The organism is Gracilinema caldarium DSM 7334 (assembly GCF_000219725.1).
Taxonomy (GTDB): domain Bacteria; phylum Spirochaetota; class Spirochaetia; order Treponematales; family Breznakiellaceae; genus Gracilinema; species Gracilinema caldarium.
Map to the genome: position 1 here is coordinate 2,331,211 of NC_015732.1, position 19,482 is coordinate 2,350,692.

At 47.7% G+C, this 19,482-nt stretch carries 14 protein-coding genes; 10 read left to right on the forward strand and 4 right to left on the reverse strand.

Annotated elements, in window-relative coordinates:
• Positions 1–185 precede the first annotated feature (185 nt).
• The 3 genes from SPICA_RS10535 to SPICA_RS10545 form a co-directional block, all read right to left on the reverse strand.
• Positions 186–2,438, reverse strand: a complete 2,253-nt coding sequence (locus SPICA_RS10535; protein ID WP_013969491.1) for a hypothetical protein — start codon at positions 2,436–2,438, stop codon at positions 186–188.
• A gap of 157 nt (positions 2,439–2,595) precedes the next feature.
• On the reverse strand, positions 2,596–3,807 hold the full coding sequence (locus tag SPICA_RS10540; RefSeq protein WP_013969492.1) for an ROK family transcriptional regulator: 1,212 nt from the start codon (positions 3,805–3,807) through the stop codon (positions 2,596–2,598).
• 117 nt (positions 3,808–3,924) lie between these two features.
• Entirely contained in the window at positions 3,925–4,659 is a 735-nt protein-coding gene (locus tag SPICA_RS10545; RefSeq protein ID WP_237255856.1) for a tRNA threonylcarbamoyladenosine dehydratase, read from the reverse strand.
• Positions 4,660–4,720: 61 nt separating this feature from the next.
• On the opposite strand from SPICA_RS10545, the gene SPICA_RS10550 reads away from it, so the two are divergent.
• The 5 genes from SPICA_RS10550 (at position 4,721) to SPICA_RS10570 (ending at position 13,298) form a co-directional block, all read left to right on the forward strand.
• Positions 4,721–7,831, forward strand: coding sequence for a DUF499 domain-containing protein (locus SPICA_RS10550; protein ID WP_041396217.1), 3,111 nt, complete (start codon positions 4,721–4,723; stop codon positions 7,829–7,831).
• Positions 7,828–8,412 (forward strand): DUF3780 domain-containing protein, encoded by a 585-nt coding sequence (locus SPICA_RS10555; RefSeq protein WP_013969495.1) that lies wholly within the window; start codon positions 7,828–7,830, stop codon positions 8,410–8,412. Before SPICA_RS10550 ends, SPICA_RS10555 begins: the two co-directional genes overlap by 4 nt.
• Positions 8,413–10,086 carry an ATP-dependent nuclease gene (locus SPICA_RS10560; RefSeq protein ID WP_013969496.1) on the forward strand — a complete coding sequence of 558 codons (1,674 nt, stop codon included), beginning with the start codon at positions 8,413–8,415 and terminating at the stop codon, positions 10,084–10,086.
• An 11-nt stretch (positions 10,087–10,097) separates the two neighbouring features.
• Positions 10,098–11,723, forward strand: coding sequence for a DUF1156 domain-containing protein (locus SPICA_RS10565; RefSeq protein ID WP_052296365.1), 1,626 nt, complete (start codon positions 10,098–10,100; stop codon positions 11,721–11,723).
• 111 nt (positions 11,724–11,834) lie between these two features.
• On the forward strand, positions 11,835–13,298 hold the full coding sequence (locus tag SPICA_RS10570; RefSeq protein ID WP_013967564.1) for an IS5 family transposase: 1,464 nt from the start codon (positions 11,835–11,837) through the stop codon (positions 13,296–13,298).
• A gap of 104 nt (positions 13,299–13,402) precedes the next feature.
• Here the strand turns inward: SPICA_RS10570 and SPICA_RS15475 are convergent, their stop codons facing one another.
• Positions 13,403–13,666, reverse strand: coding sequence for a hypothetical protein (locus tag SPICA_RS15475; protein WP_156789669.1), 264 nt, complete (start codon positions 13,664–13,666; stop codon positions 13,403–13,405).
• On the opposite strand from SPICA_RS15475, the gene SPICA_RS10575 reads away from it, so the two are divergent.
• The 5 genes from SPICA_RS10575 to SPICA_RS10595 all read left to right on the forward strand — a co-directional run bounded on the left by SPICA_RS10575 (position 13,634) and on the right by SPICA_RS10595 (position 19,383).
• Positions 13,634–14,662: a hypothetical protein gene (locus SPICA_RS10575; RefSeq protein ID WP_156789670.1), complete on the forward strand. Its 1,029-nt coding sequence runs from the start codon at positions 13,634–13,636 to the stop codon at positions 14,660–14,662. The two genes, SPICA_RS15475 and SPICA_RS10575, sit on opposite strands and share 33 nt — an antisense overlap.
• A gap of 23 nt (positions 14,663–14,685) precedes the next feature.
• Entirely contained in the window at positions 14,686–14,979 is a 294-nt protein-coding gene (locus tag SPICA_RS10580; RefSeq protein WP_041396218.1) for a Fic family protein, read from the forward strand.
• Complete coding sequence (locus SPICA_RS10585; protein ID WP_013969497.1) at positions 14,976–17,711, forward strand: phospholipase D-like domain-containing anti-phage protein; 2,736 nt, start codon at positions 14,976–14,978, stop codon at positions 17,709–17,711. Before SPICA_RS10580 ends, SPICA_RS10585 begins: the two co-directional genes overlap by 4 nt.
• A 114-nt stretch (positions 17,712–17,825) precedes the next feature.
• On the forward strand, positions 17,826–18,899 hold the full coding sequence (locus SPICA_RS10590; RefSeq protein ID WP_013969498.1) for a helix-turn-helix domain-containing protein: 1,074 nt from the start codon (positions 17,826–17,828) through the stop codon (positions 18,897–18,899).
• A complete protein-coding gene (locus SPICA_RS10595) occupies positions 18,880–19,383 on the forward strand; it encodes a PIN domain-containing protein (RefSeq protein ID WP_013969499.1) in 504 nt (167 codons plus the stop codon). Before SPICA_RS10590 ends, SPICA_RS10595 begins: the two co-directional genes overlap by 20 nt.
• The last annotated feature ends 99 nt before the right edge of the window (positions 19,384–19,482 follow it).

Genomic DNA, 19,482 nt, shown 5'->3' on the forward strand with positions numbered 1-19,482 from the left:
AGAAACACATTATAAAAAAGCAGCTGAGGTGCCAGCGTACAGAGAGACCTACCCTTCCAGCCGGCTCGTTACCCCCCTCTCCATGTAGGGGGACAAGGGATGGGTTTAGAAAAGTGAGCTCATTCTGTTTCCATTAGCATCGAGTAACATGATTGAAAACAAGGGATCCTGGGGACTTAAAAACCTTACAGATCTATCTGGATATGATTTGTTAATTTGATGCCATTGGCATTCCATGCATCCACTTCCAGAATAGTACCCTCTTCATCATTGATCCATCGAATCCGTGCTGCACCAGTTATATCATTAGCAGGCTTATTGTTTGTATCATAATAATATAACTCTTCAAGAAATCCATTTTTATCGTATTTCATAACCTTTTTATGTATACCCTCTAAATTAGCGGCAGGTTTATTGTTACTGGCAAATAAAAGGGTTTCTGTAACATTCCCATCAGCATTATAGCTATAGAGCTCTCTGCTAAACCCTGTCATTGTATTTACCTCTTTTCCAGCCACATCAGCATATACCGTTTTTACGTTGAGGCCATTAACAAGGGAATAAAATATTATGGAAAAACCATATACACATAGGGCTGGATTACCCTTTTGATCCAGAATTTCATATACTATTTTATCCCTGCTTATGGTGTTCCTTTCCATCCAAAGGTCACCTTTTTTCATACATGGCTGTAATGTTGTATCATAAAAGCTTGTTTCCAATTTAAAACTTGTTGCCCCTTGGATAATGTTCTCCAAAACTCTATGGACCCCTATAGACTGTGCAAGTGCTGGTTTTCCATCAATTCCAAAATAACGAATATCATAGCTGTTACCCTGTTTGATAATACGTACCATGGAGTAACCAAAATAGGAGGTGCTATTCCGTCCTGATCCATCCAGATAATAGTATTCATAACCACCCGGAACTCTGGACTGTTTTATGCTCCACATACCATTTTCGTTGACAATTCTTCGGCCATCACTGGCATAAAACTCAAGATATTGCCCATCCGTTTTGTTTCGTATGTATAAGATGGCAAATCCATCTGAATTGTTTATAAGCTTACCCTTTGCATTTTTCCAATACCATCGTTCACCAGTTTCATCCCGTACAATTTCAACTTGTGCAGCATCAAAGAAATCCTCATCCTGATATAATTTTCCCTTATATACAGATTCGATAGCAATAAGTTCATTTTTATTATTATACGAGAATCGATAGGCTTTGGTTGCAAGGGCTTCTTTTTCTTTCATAGGTAAAAAACCTATAAAATCGGTATAACCATAATCATTATACGTTCCATACCAGCTTATTTTTACTGTTTCAGGCCGAAGGGGAAGCGTTTTTTGTGTTACAGACGATGTTTCAGAAGCAAGATAAGCAGTCATAGTCTGATCGGGCAGCCTATATGTAAAACCGTTAAGGAAGTGCTGCCGGGCCTTAAGAACAAAGGGCTCCATATACATATACATATTTTGTATGATCCGTAATTTTTCAAATACGGCGTTATGATATTGCTGGAAATCTGTATTAGAAGCAGGAATGACTGATTGTAGAGCAAGCAGAACCCAGGGATACACCATCAACATCGTCCTTACATAGGACCCCGTATGTATCATCTGCTGATTTTTATACCCTAGACCATAAATGATCTGGAACATATCCGTAAGCATTTGAGGATTTATTTCATACATACTTTTATACAGATTAAACACCTGATTATAATTAGAAAGATTCATCAGCTCCCGGATATAATAATAGGCAAGGCTCATTTGGGTGCTATAACAATGTAGGGCCACATCTTCAAGATTATCATACTGTGCAGAATTCAGAAGCCACTCATGCCAATCTTTTGCTATGGAAGACAGTTTATTAAAGGGAACAATTTCTCGCAGATATATCGATTCTATATGATTGCCAGTCATAAATGCAGAAAACTCATAGAGGGGATTACGGTCGTTTTTCCATACTGCGGGATATCTCTCTACATTTATATAATATAGTGTTGAAATGGCCCGAAGTAAGGAAGCTCTGAGCAGATATGGCTCCTGTTGGAGATACTCCAGATCTTCAGAACTAATTACTATGGCATATTCTGACTGATTTCCCATGGCAGGCCAGAAACCAGGACTTGGAGGATTCTCATTGATAATCCTAAATGTATGACTGGTACCAGATCGTATATTCTCTACAAAGTTAAAAAGATATTCGAATTCCTTATACCGGCCTGCAAGTTCCATATCGCGGGCAATGTCCTGCAGGATAGGGGCCGGATCATAAGCTTCTTGGATAGGAGCGGTCCCAAGGCGGACCCATGGCACAGTTGCATCCCACAGCTTTATACTATAGTCAAGTAAATCAAAGAATGATGTATCAGCGTACACAGATACTATGCTTAGGGTAAGCAGGAATAGAACTCCTGTGATTTTTTTCATAAAAGTCGCCCTCACCATGCATTTTTAAGATTATCATTTACGATGGCTTTACGATGCCCTGTATCTTTTTCGTATGTTGATTGTACACTTTAATATTATTTTTGGGAAAGCAACAACTGAAAAAAACGGTTAAATACAGGAAGCTTATTTATGCATCTTATATTGGTCTCTGCGGTTCTTTCAGGAACTGTTCAATCACGAGGTCGGTGGCACCGCGACCGATGCGACGGGAATCATAGACATCGGATACGATTTTGATAGGATCCTGGGCTCGGTGAACCAAATCGGAAAGCCGTGTTTCCAAGGCTTCTTTAAGGAGCCGGGCATAACCGGGGAAGCGGCTGATAATAAGATAGCTTTCCGGAGAAAAGAGGGTGTGAATATTGCGGACCGCCAGTTCAAACATATGAAGGGGTTCATCCAGTCCTGCCTGAATACGGGAACCTAGGGGGCTATCGAGCACCGTCTCCAGATCTGCCAGCCCAGTCCCGGGGGCAACCTTTTGTATCCGATTCAGGATAGCATCCTCAGCGATATAGGCTTCCAGGCAGCCCTGGCCGCCACAGGTACAGTGGGGCCCTTCACAGTTAAAGGAAAGGTGGCCCACTTCGAGGGCAGTTTTACCAAGGACCGTAAAGGGTTGGGTATTTTCAATATAGGCCCCGCCAACCCCGGAGCGGACGAGAAACGCAAAGAGGCTTTTCGAACCCCGGGCTTCGCCATACTTGAGTTCGGCCAGGGCTGCCAGGCTTGCGTTGTTATGGAGGTACACAGGAACTGCATAGCGTTCCTGCAATCTGGCAACCAACGGAAAATTGATAAGCCCCCTAATGCGGGGATAGGAAAGAATGAGCCCCTGATCCAGGTCAATCCGGCCCGGCGCTCCGATACCAAAGCCCAGAAGCCGGGAGATATCGATTTTACAAATCTCCAGAGCCCGCTCAATTAACCCATGGAGGGCAGCGACCAGGGTGTCTGCGTCCAGATCTTCGGGGAACAGCCCTTCATCAACATAACGGATTTCCCCTGAAAAATCACTGAGAGCCAGGGTGGCAGAGCGGGACCAGAAATCAATCCCGATACTATAAAAGGCTTCCGGGACCACTTCGAAATACTGGGGTTTTCGCCCTTTTTTTTCCTCCCCAGCAGTTTGACCAGCCTGAGCCTCCTCATACCGGGCTAGCTGCACCGGCCTGATAAGCCCCTGTTTTTCGAGGTCTGTAAAAATGCGAAAAATAGTGGGAGCCCTGAGTCCGGTGAGGCTCACGACCTCTGATTGGGAAAGGTACTTGCGCTGTCTTAGGAGACCCAGTATAATTTTGACATTCCGTTCCCGGATATCAGCACTTCGCAGGGGCAATCCACTCATAGTTACTTCCAGTAAATAAGTATTAACCTATTCTAAACCCAGTTTCTTTATTTGTACAGAGCATTTTGATGTTCCTCTTTTCCGGAGTACCGGAGTAAACCCGCTTTATTAAAGGCCTTATGAAAGACCGAAATCCTTGTTTACCCGGCGGTGTACCAGGTCCCGGACCACCCAGGAAGCGATAAGAAGCCCCGCCGCAGGGGGCACAAAAGCCGTACTGCCGGGAAGGTGTTTCCCCGGGTTATCCGTTTCGGTAAAGGCCCGCTCCCCATTCTGGAGTACTACCGGGCTTTCCCGGGAATAGACCACCGTGAGGGACCGTACTCCCCGCTTTTTCAGTTCCCGTCTGAGCACCCTGGCCAGGGGACAGGTACTCGTTTCATAAATATCAGCCACTTCCAGCTTTGAGGGGTCCAACTTGTTTCCGGTTCCCATGGAGCTGATTATCGGAATTCCCCGGGCCTGGGAACGCAGAATGAGGTCGATCTTGGCGCTGACCATATCGATGGCATCGACCACATAATCGATGGGGCTAGAAAAAAAGCTTTCGGCCCTTGCCGGGGTATAGGTTTCCTGCCGGGCCTCGACCTGGGCTTGGGGATTAATGTCCAGAATCCGTTCCTGCATCACCTGAGCCTTTGGTTTTCCTATAGTAGAATGTAGGGCAATGACCTGCCGGTTCAGATTGGTGATGGAGACCACATCAAAATCGACGAGGAGTAAGCGGCCAACCCCTGACCGGGCCAGGGCTTCCGCAGCCATCCCCCCTACCCCGCCCAGACCAAAGACCGCTACCCGGCTCTCTTTAAGTACCTGCAAAGCCTCGGAGCCCAGAATCAGCTCCGTTCGCATAAATTGATGAACCATAGTTACCTATTGCCTTAATTACAGAAGTGACTAATAATAACCTATTATGAATTTATTTACAAACTGCAAACCCAGAGCCTCCGTGTTCGATAGGAACCGGAGAGACACGGTCCTTAATCTAAGTGATTTTTTAAATCATCATTTTGATGAAAATTCTGCAAAGCAATTTTTGAGTGAGAATTTTGTTACTTCGGGCATGAAATTGCTCATTCAAAAAAGCTTTGACCGCCTTTCAAGCACCCATGATCAACCCTCGGCGTATCTGTTATCCCAGGCCATGGGCGGCGGTAAAACCCATAGCATGATTGTCCTTGGTTTATTGGCCCGTTATCCTGAATTACGACAAAACCTTGGTTTAAAACTACCGGATCCGCTTAAAAAGTATACCGTCATTGGGTTTGATGGCCGCGAATCGGACTATCCCTATGGCCTTTGGGGAGCCCTGGCCAAGCAATTGGGGAAAGAGGAGCTCTTTAAGGACCATTACACCCCCCTTAAAGCACCGGGAGTTACGTCCTGGATTAGCCTGTTACAGGGGGAGCCGGTTATTATTTTATTAGATGAACTGCCACCCTATTTTGACAATGCCCGTTCCATACAGATTGGGGCTTCCAATTTGGCGGATGTCACTGCAACCGCATTGTCCAATTTATTAGTGGCCGCCAATAAGGCAGAACTGGCGAATGTGGTTATTGTTATTTCAGACCTATCAGCAACGGCTTACGCTGAAGGCTCTGGTTTCATTAATCAGGCCCTCGAGAACCTTAGGCAGGAGACCCAACGCAGTATTGTCCCCATTGAACCGGTAGCAACCCAGGGAGATGAAATCTTTCATATTCTCAGAACCCGGTTATTTGAAAGCCTCCCTGGTATTGCAGAAATTGACAGGGTTGCATGCCGCTATGCCGAAGCGGTTGAGCAGGCAAAACACATGGAACTCACTGCCCAATCATCAGCCTCATTTGCCGCCTTAATTCGGGAATCCTATCCCTTCCATTATGCCTTAAGGGACCTCTATGGCAGGTTTAAGGCAAATCCTGGATTTCAGCAGACCCGGGGCTTACTGCGTTTAATGCGGGCTGTGGTATCCAATCTCTGGGAAACAGAACGGGCGAAACAGCTTGAGCTGATTCATCCCTATGATATCGACCTGAATAATCAGGAAATTTTCAGCGAATTTTCTACCATCAACCCAAACCTTAATGAAGCGGTTCGCCTTGATATTGCCAACCATGGGACTTCCCATGCAGAAGCATTGGATGCCAAACTTGGCGGCGGCACCCAAGCCCAGGATGCGGCCAAACTGCTCTATGTGGCTTCCCTTTCTACAGCCCAGAATCCCGAACTGGGACTCAGGGACAGCGAACTCATTGCATGGCTTTGCAGGCCCGATTATGATATTTCTAGGCTAAAAACCGATGTCCTGGAACAGCTCCCGACAAGCGCCTGGTACCTTCATGTTTCCACCGATGGCCGCTTATATTTTAAGAATGTACGAAACCTGGCGGCAACCCTGCACAGCTATGTCGAATCCTATACACAAGAAACAAGAATCAAAGAGTTAAAGGAATATCTCAGCAGTTTATTTAAGCCTACTCTGGGGGATGTTTACCAGGCTTGCCTTGTGCTTCCCCTATGGCAAGAAGTGCAACCGGAACAGGATAAGACCATTCTTGTGGTAACCGAACCCTACCAGGTTCAAGGTCAGGATCAAATACCCTTACACCCCGATTTTATTCGGCTCTATGAACAGCTTGAATATAAGAACCGGATTCTCTTTTTAACCGGCGATCGGGATACCATGACAGAGGTTCTGAAAAATGCCGCGTTGCTCAAGGCTATCGAAACCATCCTGGCTGAACAGGATAGTGAAAGACTTTCTGAACGGGATCCCCAGCGAATTGAGGCAAAAAAAAGTAAGGACAGGATTTTAATCAACCTGAGGAGTGCCATTCAACAAACCTACAGCACCGTAGTATACCCCTCCGCAGACAGACTGCGGAAAGAAATCATACGGTTCAACTTTGACAATAACAACTATGAGGGGGAAAGCCAGATTCGCTCAGCCCTGCTTAATGCCCGTAAATTCAGTGATGATACAAAAAATCTGGATGCCTGGATTGGAAAGGTAGAAGAACGGCTCTTTGACAACCAAAACCCGGTACGCTGGAAGGATGTAAAAGCCCGGGCCGCCAGCAAAACAAACTGGCAATTGCATCTTCCCCGACTGCTCGATGACATAAAGGGACATGCGGTACGTACCGGCAAATGGCGGGAAGAAGGGGAGTATGTCCGAAAAGGCCCGTTCCCCAAGGAACCTACCGGCATAAGCGTCATTGTTAAAAACCGGGATGAAAACACCGGCAAAGCAATCCTGGAAATACGCCCTATTGGGGGCACCAAGGTGCTCTATGAAATTGGGGACATTATACCCACCACTGCCAGCTCTCCGGTTCCCAATTATAGTGCCTTTGAAACAGATGACTTAAAGCTCACCTTTGTTTGTATCGATGAAAATGACCCAAACCATGAAGCTAGGCCGGTGGTTTGGAAAAACAAAGTCAGCTTAAAAAGCAGGATCTTTGAACAAGCCGGAGAACGGTACATAGAGTTTGTTTCCGCACCACAAGTACCAATTTTTTATACCACCGATGGGTCTGACCCCCGCACCAGGGGTGTCCCCTACGCAGGACCTTTCCCCATTCCCCGCAGTTGCCGGGTCATACAGGCTCTCGCAAAAAAAGATGACATAGAAAGCGAGATCCTCAGCCGGGACGTAACCCAACAGGAACGTACCGCAGTAGACCCCGCAAAACCACTCACCTGGAAAACAAAGCGGTTCCAAAACATAGCAACAAGCGAAGCCTGGCAGGTAGTTACAAGACTCATTGAACATAGCGGAGAGGCAGAGGGCCTTACCATTTACTTTGAACTCCCGGAAACCGGAGGTGAGGAATTTAACTATACCGCTCCGGAGGGTATCCGTAAAAGTGGAGAAGATATAAAAGATATTCTGGAACTTGTCAGCAATTATGCGGGAACTGTGAATATCGGCCTCACGATCCAACGGATCCACTTTTCCCGGGGTCAGGACTTTCTGGATTGGACCAATAAGGACAAAATTCCCTATGACTTTACGAGCGAGGTCCGGCAGTGAAGCCCCGTTTTCCCGGTTTTGGTTTTGATCCGGAACAGCAAGCCCATTTTTTTGCGGTTCACTTTCCTGCCAGCACAAAAGAAGACAGCCCCATAAAGGTTGTGGAGCATTTTGAATGGAAAGGCGATATACCCGACGATGCAGACATACCTAATGAGCACCGGGACCTTAAAACGATCATAAGGCGGGATTATTTTAAGGAAATAGCCGATCCAGTTAAGGCAGAATTCAACCGACGGCTTACGGCTCAAGGCTTAGCTAGTGGTAAATGGCTAATTCGTGGCGGCACCACCCTTCTTTCTGCTAGCTTTGGCAAGGAATTGCTGCTCCTCTTATGGGCCATAGAAGATGCCACCTTAAATGATGTTCAGAATGCAGTACATAACTGGCAGGGACTGTCACCAGAAGAACGCTGGTGGCTCTATACCATGACCAATGCGGCCACGGGGCAGGCTTTTGCAGGCCGCAACCGGGGCTGGCGTAAGGCCGTACGCTTTGCACTGTGTGAAAACCCGGTATCGGCTCCTATTATACGAAAACGCCCTATCCTTGAACCAACCTTGTTTGACGGGGCTGACTAAATGATACAGCGCATTGAGTTAACCAATTTTAAGACCTTTGAAAAACTTGCTATACCCCTTGGCCAGGTTACGATCCTTGTGGGGCCTAATAATTCGGGAAAAACGACCCTGCTCCAGGCTTTGACCCTATGGGATATAGCCCTGCGGAAATGGTGGGACCAAAAAGCCTCCAGCAAAGCAAAGGAACGAAAGGGCGTTACCATTAACCGGCAGGATTTGTATGCCATTCCTATTCCGGAAGCAAAGCTACTTTGGCATGACATACACACCCGTTCCGGTACAGGTGAAAACAGTACCGTTTATATGATCATTCAATTGGAAGGCTTTACACAAGAAAAAAGCTGGAAAGCAGCTTTGCAATTTTACTATGCAAACCCAGAATCCCTGTATGCCCGGCCGGTAGAAGGCATTGGGACGATAAAGGACCTGCAATTAGCCCTAAATGAAACCATGGCATACCTCCCACCCATGTCGGGCCTCTCGGCCTTTGAAGAACGGCTGGAAGAAGGAAGCATTCGCCGGCGCATCGGCGAAGGTCGTACCGCAGAAGTTTTAAGAAATCTGATATGGAAAATTTATGATACCAATCGTAGTTCCTGGGAACTGCTCTGCAACACAGTACAGGAAGGCTTTGGTGCAGAACTCTTAACTCCTGAATATAACCAGGCAACCAGTATTATCACCTGTTCCATACAGGAAGGAAAAAAACCTGTGATGGATTTGAGTACCAGCGGACGGGGGTTCCAGCAATTTTTGCTGCTCTACAGCTATCTGTTTTACCAGCCCCACACGGTTTTAATGCTCGATGAACCCGATGCCCATCTCGAGTACCTTAGGCAACAGGGGTTGTATCGTGCCCTGGTACAACAAACAAATGAAAAGGGTACCCAATTACTCATTGCAACCCATTCAGAGGCTATGTTAGACCTGGCTTTTGAACATGATGATACCGTTATTGCTTTTGTCCGGAACCCCCACCCCATCAGAAAAGCAAAAGCAAGGGAGTTAAAAAAGGCTCTCCTAGAAATTCCTGCAAAGGATTATCTTTTAGCGGAAGAGCAGAAAAGGATCCTGTATCTCGAAGGAAGCACAGACCTGGCTTTGTTAAAAGCCTTTGCAAAAGTCCTAAGACACCCGGGGGCACAAGCATTGGAACGAGCCTGGGTCATATTTATCAATACAAACAATCTGGACAAATGCAGGAGCCATTTTACAGGGTTACAAGAAGAAGTTCCAGACTTGAAAGGACTGCTCCTCACCGACAACCTGGGGCGAAACTTTGAGTTTCCCCCTGGTTTAGAGCACCTGCAATTACAACGGAACGAGATTGAATGTTATCTACCCTTGCCAGACATTTTGTATCGGTACTTTGGGGAGCCAGCGGCCAATGCCATGGAACTGTTCGAATCCACCACTATCGATACCCTAAGGCAGATAATCCAGGATGAGACCATACCAGCGGCGCTCCGGGATAAAAACCATGATTTTTGGAAAACCACTAAAATTTCCGATGACTGGTTGGCAAAAATACTGGAGCGGTACTACAAAGAACTACAGCTTCCTGTACAAATCAGAAAGGGAGAATACTACCGCTTTGCGGAAAAGGCCCAGCCTGATGAACTGGATCCGGAAGTAAAAGCAACACTTGATAGGATACACACTTTTTTATCATAAAGGACTCCCCCATGCGTTACACCCCTTTTATAGAAACCCAATTCCCCATTGCCCGTCTTTCGGCGGAAAGTTACAAGGAACGCAAGGCCGGTTCAGGCCAGACCCTGACGGGGCTCGGCAAGTGGTGGGGCCGGAAGCCCCTCGTCCTGGTACGGGCGGCTATCCTCGCTCTCCTCATGCCCGCCTCGGACAAGCCTGAGCAAGACCGGGAAATCTTTTACAAGATCCTCACCATGGATGAAGACGGCCTCTGGCGGCGCAAAACCAAAGCCCTGGGAGCTTCCGGCATTGCGCAAAGCTTAAAGCCGGAAGAATATGCAGGCCTTATCGAGCTTAGGGGGGGAAAGCCCGCCTGGGCAAGCGGGGTGACTGCTGACCAAAAAGAAAGCCTCGAAAAACTCGCCTTTGCCCGGCTCCCCTATGAAGAAAAATTAACCTACTGCTGCCGCCCGGAAGAAATCGACGGCCCAAGCCCAACAACCTGGGAGGAAATCAATCGCCACCTGGGGACACGGGCACAGAACCTACAAGAGCTCTTTGCCGAGCTTTCCCAAAAAGCCTTTGGGCACCTGGCCCGAGTCGGGGACTGTTTCTGCGGGGGCGGCTCGGTCCCCTTTGAGGCCGCCCGGCTGGGTCTTGAGGCCTACGGCTCTGACCTCAATCCCGTGGCGGTGCTCCTCACCTGGGGCGCTATCAACTTAATTGGGGGCGGCACAGAAGTTCAGGAGGAGGTCCGCAAGGCCCAGGAAGAAGTCTGGCGCAAAGTTGATGAACAGATTACCGCCTGGGGCATCGAACACGATGGCCAGGGCAACCGGGCCGATGCCTACCTCTATTGTGTGGAAGCCCGCTGTCCTGCTACAGGGCTCTGGGTGCCCCTGGCTCCGAGCTGGGTGATCAGCGAAAAATACCGTGTCGTAGCGGTGCTCCGCCGCAACGACGAGCGGCAAGGGTACGACATTGACATTGTAACAGGAGCCAGCGAGGCACAAATGAAGGCCGCAAAACAAGGCACCGTTCAAAAGTCTGCCCTGGTAGACCCGGAAGACCCGAGCCGCACCTACCCCATCGCCTCCCTCCGGGGGGACCGCCGGGGTCCGAATGGGGAAACCATCTATGGACTCAGGCTCTGGGAAAACGAAGACCTGGTGCCCCGGCCCGATGATGTCTTTCAGGAACGGCTCTACTGTGTCCGCTGGGTAACACCGGAAGGGGAGCGGATCTACAAGGCCGTTACCGAAGCAGACCTTGAACGGGAACGCAAAGTCCTTGCGCTCCTTACAGAACGCTTTGCCGAGTGGCAGGAGAAGGGCTACATCCCGTCAAAAAAAATTACTCCAGGTTACAATACAGAACAGCCTATCCGCGAACGCGGCTGGACCCACTGGCACCACCTCTTTAACCCGCGGCAGTTATTGGTGCATGGGTTGTTGATGGAAAATTTAAAATTTCAAAATAAATTACTGAAAGTTGCAAATATGCTATTTTTAGGATATATTTGTGACAACGATAGTAAACTTTGTGCCTGGAATCCACATTTTTCAAAAGGCCCAGGTAATACTAGGAATACTTTTTCAAATCAAGCTTTAAATACACTCTTTAATTTTGGTGTTAAGAGCATAATTTGGGCTTCCTGAAAAACAAACAACTCTTTACAAAAGAAGCAAATACAGAGATAATCTCAATAAGAAGTGCACGGAAGAAAGGGGTAAGGCCTTAAAAAGCGTGCACTTTACTATGGGGTAACGATGTATAAGGAAAAGGAACAGGTACCTGAGTTTGAAGACTTTTATGTACCCTTCGGAGGACATTTACGAGAAGATAATCGATGGGTACGATTAGCCGCAATTATTCCATGGGAAGAGATAGAAGCTGAATATAAAAAATGTTTTTCAAAACGAATTGGAAGAACAGCCAAGACCGTACGGCTCGCCTTGGGATCATTATTGATAAAAGAGAAATTACAATTAACAGATGAAGAAACGGTAGAAACAATACGAGAGAACCATTACCTGCAATATTTTTTAGGATATGAATCTTACAAAGATGAAAAACCCTTTGATCCAAGCATGATGGTTCATTTTCGAAAACGGCTTGGACCTGATGCAATAGCACAGATAAATGAGTTGATAGCGAAACGGTATCAAGAACAGGTAGAAGCAGAATCTGAAAAAAAACAGAACAAAGAAAACCAAAAGGATGACCATGATCATGGAAATCGAGGGCAACTCATTATAGATGCCACGTGCGTCCCCCAGGATATCCGGCATCCCCATGATGTCACTTTATTGGATGAAGCGCGAAGGAAAACAGAAAAGATAATTGATACGTTATATGAAGCGAGTGAGCTCACCATAAAACCACGAACCTATAGAAAACAGGCCCGTATCAAATATCTCAATTTTATACGAGGGCGACGAAGAACAAAAAAAGAAATACGCAGAGCGATTCGGACCCAACTCCAATACATACGACGTAATTTACGGACTATCAATGAATTACAAAACAAGGTTCCCAGTACAACGTTGAGTGCAAAACAGCGACGTGATCTTATCGTGATACATGAGGTTTACCGGCAACAGGTACAGATGTATAAGGGAAAGACCCATTCGATATCGGGAAAAATCGTCAGTATCAGTCAACCCCATGTACGACCAATAGCCCGAGGTAAAGCAAAAGCGGCCTTTGAATTCGGAGCAAAACTATCAGCATCGATGACCGAACACGGGATGATTTTTATAGATCGATTACAATGGGAACCCTATAACGAACAAGAAGATTTGCCAACACAAATAGAAAAATATAAGAGGCGATGTGGTCGATATCCGGAATCGGTGCATGCCGATAAAATATATCGGACACGAGCAAACCGAGCCTATTGTGAAGCTCGAGGAATACGATTGTCTGGACCACCCTTAGGCAGACCGATTAAAGAAACATTAGAGAATAAAAAGATAGTACGACAGCTACGAAAGATTCAAAGACTTGACGAAGCCATTCGACAAGCGATTGAAGGTGGCTTTGGATATATGAAACGAAAGTTTGGTCTTGGTACAATCTATGAAAAATTACGCGAAACTAGTGAAACAGCAATCATGGTATGTGTATTGCTGACCAACTGTGAAAAGATCCTGAGGGATCTTTTTATGCGCTTTTTATTTTTACTTGGTTTTAAACCTCATAAATCATATTTGAAAGTTTTAGTATACTAAATTAAACCCATTTTAACGTAAAAAAGTTTTGAAATATCATTTTTAGACATTTTCAGTAGGCCCTAATTTCTTTTTTTAATGAACAAACAAATTTTACTGCTTCATTAGTAAAAAGAGATCATATAAATGCTGTGCTCGACGCCCGGGATGTAACCTATACCGCCGACCTGTGGATTACGGACCCGCCCTATGCCGATGCGGTGAACTACCATGAGCTCGCGGACTTCTTTCTTGCCTGGTACGAAAAGCACCTCCCTAAGCTCTTTCCCGACTGGTATGCCGACAGCCGCGCCGCCCTCGCGGTCCGCGGTGCCGACGAGGATTTTAAGAAAAGCATGGTGGACATCTACTCCAACCTGGCCCGCCACATGAGCGACAATGGCCTCCAGCTTGTCATGTTCACCCATCAGGATGCAGGAGTCTGGGCAGACCTGGGCATGATCCTTTGGGCTGCGGGTTTGCAGGTTACCGCCGCCTGGACCATCGGTACCGAAACCTCAAGCGGCCTTAAGGAAGGCAACTATGTCCAGGGAACCGTGTGCCTCGTGCTCCGCAAGCGCCTTGGCGAGCGCAGGGCCTGGCTCGATGAGCTCTATCCCCAGGTGGAGGATGAGGTAAAGCGCCAGTTCGACAGCATGAAGGCTATCGACGACAATCTCCAGCCCCAGTTTGGCGATACGGACTACCAGCTTGCGGCCTATGCGGCGGCCTTGCGGGTGCTGACGGGCTTTTCCAGCATCGAGGATATGGACATCCGCTATGAGCTCTTCCGAGCCCGCGCCAAAAACGAAGCAAGCGAATTTGAAAAGATCATCGACCGGGCCGTGAGCATCGCCACCAACTACCGCATTCCCCAGGGAATTTCCCAGTATACCTGGCGCAACCTGGAAGCCATCGAACGGCTCTATCTTTCGGGGCTTGAGCTTGAGCGGCATGGGGAAGCCCGCCATGGGGCCTACCAGGAACTGGCCCGGGGCTTTGGGGTAGCGGAATACAAATTCATGCTCGGGGACAGCGAAGCCAACCATGCCCGCTTCCGCACCCCCAGCGAGTTCAAGCGCATGTACCTAGCATCCAGCCAGAATAGTAGTGACAGAGGGGCCGGTGCATTTTCAGAAAGCCTCGTACGGGAGCTCCTCTTTGCCGTGTATGAGTCAGTCCGTACCGAAAACCCACGGGAGGGCATGAATTACCTCAAGGCTGAACGGCAAGACTACTGGACGAGGCGGGAGGACATCATCAACCTGTTAGACTACTTTGCGGCCTCCCGCAATGTCAGTGCCCTTACCCACTGGAAAGAGGATGCCGCCATGGCACAGCTCCTCTCAGGCCTCGTCCGCAACGACTATGTGGGTTCCCGATAACATAAATTAGAGGAGAGCCCGGGATGAGAGCAGAGAGAGTTCGGACGCTGATAGCAAATACCCCGCAAGCTGCCGGGCAAGCTACCGGGCAATCTACCGAGCAAGCTGAAGCAGAACGAACGAGAAGGATTCTTGAATTCTGCAGAACTCCCCGCTCAAGAGAAGAAATCCAAGCTATGCTTGGATTAAAGCATCGCGAATATTTCCGTAAAGATATTCTCGAGCCGCTTATAGCATCAGGTAAGCTTGAACTTACTGAGCCCGACAAGCCCACAAGTCCGAAACAGCGGTATAAAACCAAGGATTCAGCCCTATGATTTACCGTCATGTCTTTCAGCGTTCCCGGTCCATGCCGGGGAAGCGTTTTCTGGAGACCCGTCTTACTGGGGCTATTGGCTATGACAGAATTGCCGGCTATTTTGACTCTTCCCTCTTTGAACTTGCCGGGGAAGCGCTGGAGCAGGTCCAAGGGACGATTCGCATCATCTGTAACTCGGATATTCGAGCTGAAGATGTGGAAGCCGCAGCAGCGGCGGCCCGGGACCAGGCTCAGCGGCTTTCCTTTTTTAAGCATGACCCGGAAGACCTTGCCAGGGCCGGAACAGAGAGACTTACACGGCTCGCCCGTTTGCTTTCCGGACAGGGAACGGCAAAATTGGAGGTTAGGGTACTGCCGGATAAGGCTTTTGGCCTTATTCATGGTAAAGCCGGAGTTATCACCTATCAGGATGGCCGCCGTACCAGTTTTCTGGGCAGTGCCAACGAAACATTAGCAGGCTGGGCCTTGAACTATGAGCTTGTATGGGAAGATGACAGCCCGGAAGCCTGTGACTGGGTTCAGGGAGAATTTAATCGCCTCTGGGAACATCCCCTGGCGATGCCCCTGGCCATGGCGGTTGTTCAGGAGATAGAGCGGCTATCGATACGCAAGGAGCTTTCGTTCGAGGAATGGGAACAAGCGCTGGATCCGGGCAGTGTTGCCGTAGAAGCGCCGGTATACCGGGAACAATTTGGACTCTGGCCGCATCAAAAGTATTTTGTAACCCAGGCTTGGAGGGCTCACCAGGCCTACGGAGCCCGGTTTGTATTGGCAGATCAGGTAGGATTGGGAAAAACAGTCCAACTGGGCATGCTTGCCCAGCTTATTGCGTTAACCTCAGAAAAGCCGGTTTTGGTCCTCCTGCCTAAAACACTCATGGAACAATGGCAGAACGAACTCTGGGACCTCTTACAGGTTCCCAGCGCCCGTTGGAATGGTTCATGCTGGATTGATGAAGGGGGCTATGAATACCCGCCGAGCGGGAAAGAACCCCTCCTTGCCTGTCCTCGCAAAATTGGGCTTATCTCTCAGGGATTGGTGATTCACAGCCCGGAAACAACCGCCTGTCTTCTTAACCGTGAATGGTCCTGTGTTATTGTCGATGAAGCCCATCGGGCTCGGAGAAGGAAACTACCCGATCCTGCTGAACGGGGACCCGGTATTAGAAATCCCGATGAAGAATGCAACAGGCTCTATGCATTTCTTTTTAAGCTCGCTTCCAAAACAACCAGCATGGTGTTGGCTACCGCTACGCCGGTACAATTACACCCCATAGAAGCCTGGGACCTGCTCTACCTCTTATCCCAGAATAATCCTCATGTCTTAGGTGATATAGGAAGCTATTGGCTCGATCCGGACAAGGCTTTGCCACCCATACTCGGTGAAATTACTGTGCCTGAAGACCCCTCTGATATCTGGCCCTGGGTAAAAAACCCTTTCCCGCCATCCTGGGAAAGTCCCGATGCAAAACGTCTACGCAAGGATAAAAATCTGACTGAAGAACGGCCGGTCTACAACCTCGCGTTTCAAGCACTGAGGCTTGCCGCAAGAACATGGGCCAGTAACCTTTGCAGGGTCTTTTTTGACCAGCATACACCCTTTGTGCGCAGTATTATTCGCAGAACCAGGGCATATTTGGAAAATACCATCAATCCAGCCACAAAAGAACCCTATCTTGTACCCATCGGCATAGAATTATATGGTGAAACGGAACCGATTCCTCTTGTCGGATATCTCAATGAAGCCTACGAATCGGCGGAAGAATTTTGTAAATTGCTTGCAAAACGAATCCATGCCGCCGGCTTCCTAAAAACCCTTCTTTTACGGCGGATTGGCAGTTCCATGGAAGCTGGACGAAAAACCGTAGAAGCCATGTTAGGGACCTCCGGGAATGGACTTTCAGAGGAATCAGAGGACTATGAAGGAGATGAAGCATATCAGGATACTGATAACCAAACCCTTTCGGCCTTATACCCTTTAACTCAAGAAGAGAAAGCAATCCTTGAGCGATGTAAATTTTATTTACAATTCTCAGAAGGGGACCCAAAATTAGGGGTCATCCTTGAATATTTACAAACCAAAGGATGGGCACAGGAAGGCTGTATTCTATTTTCCCAATATTACGATACGGCATACTGGGTGGCTACCCATATTGCACAGCACTTCCCCGATCAACCCATCGGACTCTATGCAGGTTCAGGAAAGTCCTTGCTGATTCAGGGTAACAGAATTTTGCGAAAGGACCGGGAAGAGCTTAAGCGGATGGTTAAAAACTATGAGCTTACCATCCTGGTTGGCACCGATGCGGCTAGTGAAGGCCTTAACCTTCAAAGCCTGGGGACCCTCATCAACATAGACTTGCCCTGGAACCCCACGAGGCTTGAACAGCGCAAAGGCCGGATACAACGAATAGGACAAAAACGGGCTTCGGTGAAAATATTAAATCTCAGGTACCAGGACTCCATAGAAGACCGGGTTCATGAAGTGCTTGCCCAGCGCCTAGAGGATATTTATAAATTATTCGGTCAAATTCCGGACGTCCTGGAAGATGTCTGGATTGATATAGCCCTGGGTGAAAAAGAAAAAGTTCAACAAGAACTGGACCGACTGCCAAAGATCAATCCCTTTGATGAACGATACAGCAAGATGGACCAGACAGAAGATTGGGAAACCTGTGCTGGGGTACTTAACCGTATAGAAAAACTCTCCCTGCTTAAAAAAGCCTGGTAAAAACCTCTTTTTCCATATGAAATTTGTTCAACAAAGCATCGACAAAAATACTCCATCATGGTAGACAATTCAAGTTTTATTACTTATATTTGTTAACAAGAAGGGAGATAAAAAATGAATATGTCTGAGACTTTCGGACAACGGCTCAAAGCAGCCAGGGTCATGGCCGGTCTTTCGATGGATGCTCTTGTCAAAAGGCTGGGCAAACGCCTTTCCAAATCCGCCATTAGCAAATACGAAAATGGGCTTATGATGCCCGACAGTGAGCATCTTATCCTCCTCGCTGATGCCCTCAACGTCTCCCCTGATTTCTTCTTTTCCAGAAGTATACTTGAACTCTCCGCGGTAAACTTTCGTAAGAATTCGTCACTTGGGAAGCGAGATGTCGAATCTCTTATTGAGCGTGTCAGAGATTCCATAGATCGATATCTCGAACTGGAGAGTCTTCTTGACCTTGTTGAACCCTTTGAAAACCCGCTGGAAGGTTTTATCGTTGACAGTTCTGATGCAATCGAAGAAGCGGCGCTTAAACTCCGTTCTGAGTGGGGTATTGGAGTCGATGTTGCGATCCCCCACGTTCTTGACCTTTTGGAGGAACATTCAGTTAAGGTAATCGAGATTGATGATATGAACGATTTCGATGGAGTTTCGGGTAAAGCAAAGGGACAGCCCTTTATAATTCTTAACCGGAATCGCCCCACCGACCGGAAACGCTTAACCGCACTTCACGAGTTTGCTCATCAGAGTATCACCTTCAAAGCCGACATCCCGGATGCCAAAATAGAAAAACTCTGTCATACCTTCGGAAGCGCTTTTCTGATGCCAGCCACTATTTTAAAGCGGGAACTTGGTGAGAAGCGAAGCGAAATATCCTTGCCTGAGCTCCGCACCCTTAAGGAGCAGTATGGCATATCAATGCAAGCTATAATGTATCGGGCGAAATTGCATGGGATCATCACCGAACATGTCTATGAGCGTTTTTTACGATTAATAAGCGCACAGGGCTGGCGCAAGAAGGAGCCGGTGGATTACCTTGTTCCTGATGCTCCCCACCGCTTCGAGCAACTAATCCATAGAGCCCTTGCAGAAGAAGTGATCAGCATCTCCAAGGCAGCGTATTTGTCTGGGAAATCCATACAGGAGATCGAAAAGGAGCTCGTTTTAAACGATGCGAATCCTCATTCATGACGCAAGCGTTCTAATCGACCTCATTGCAGTGGATATCCTCGAAACAGCGCTAAGCCTTCCATACAAAATGGAAACAACCGATCTCGTAGAAACCGAGATATTTCGCGGGGGACAAAAAGACATACTCGCGAGGATGGTGGCGGCGCGAAAATTAGAAGTAATACGCTCAACAAAAGAAGAAATTAGTGGCATCGCGGAGCTCTATAATCTCACCCCTGCGCTGTCCCTCGCAGACTGCTCGGTGCTTTTCCATGCTGTAGCGAAAGGCGCGGTGGTCCTCTCTGGTGATGCTCGACTCAGGCGTATCGCCAAAGAGCGCTCCCTTTCCGTCCATGGGACACTCTGGATTTTATCCGAATTAGTTGACAATGGACTTTTAGTAAGAGCTGAGGCTACCGAAATTCTGGAACGTCTAATGAAAATTAACCCTCGACTTCCACTTTCTGAGTGCCGGGAATTACTGGCCCTATGGAAAAATCCGTAGAGCAAAACCCTGGAATCGAAAAACTCTCCCTGCTTAAAAAAGCCTGGTAAATACCTCTTTACAAAGGGACGGGGCAATGGTACTCTTTTATTAGTTTCT

Coding starts and splice junctions, on each gene's coding strand:
- SPICA_RS10535 (WP_013969491.1), bottom strand. CDS start 2,438: ATGAAAAAAATCACAGGAGTTCTATTCCTGCTTACCCTAAGCATAGTA.
- SPICA_RS10540 (WP_013969492.1), bottom strand. CDS start 3,807: ATGAGTGGATTGCCCCTGCGAAGTGCTGATATCCGGGAACGGAATGTC.
- SPICA_RS10545 (WP_237255856.1), bottom strand. CDS start 4,659: ATGCGAACGGAGCTGATTCTGGGCTCCGAGGCTTTGCAGGTACTTAAA.
- SPICA_RS10550 (WP_041396217.1), top strand. CDS start 4,721: ATGAATTTATTTACAAACTGCAAACCCAGAGCCTCCGTGTTCGATAGG.
- SPICA_RS10560 (WP_013969496.1), top strand. CDS start 8,413: ATGATACAGCGCATTGAGTTAACCAATTTTAAGACCTTTGAAAAACTT.
- SPICA_RS10565 (WP_052296365.1), top strand. CDS start 10,098: ATGCGTTACACCCCTTTTATAGAAACCCAATTCCCCATTGCCCGTCTT.
- SPICA_RS10570 (WP_013967564.1), top strand. CDS start 11,835: ATGTATAAGGAAAAGGAACAGGTACCTGAGTTTGAAGACTTTTATGTA.
- SPICA_RS10575 (WP_156789670.1), top strand. CDS start 13,634: ATGGTGGACATCTACTCCAACCTGGCCCGCCACATGAGCGACAATGGC.
- SPICA_RS10580 (WP_041396218.1), top strand. CDS start 14,686: ATGAGAGCAGAGAGAGTTCGGACGCTGATAGCAAATACCCCGCAAGCT.
- SPICA_RS10585 (WP_013969497.1), top strand. CDS start 14,976: ATGATTTACCGTCATGTCTTTCAGCGTTCCCGGTCCATGCCGGGGAAG.
- SPICA_RS10590 (WP_013969498.1), top strand. CDS start 17,826: ATGAATATGTCTGAGACTTTCGGACAACGGCTCAAAGCAGCCAGGGTC.
- SPICA_RS10595 (WP_013969499.1), top strand. CDS start 18,880: ATGCGAATCCTCATTCATGACGCAAGCGTTCTAATCGACCTCATTGCA.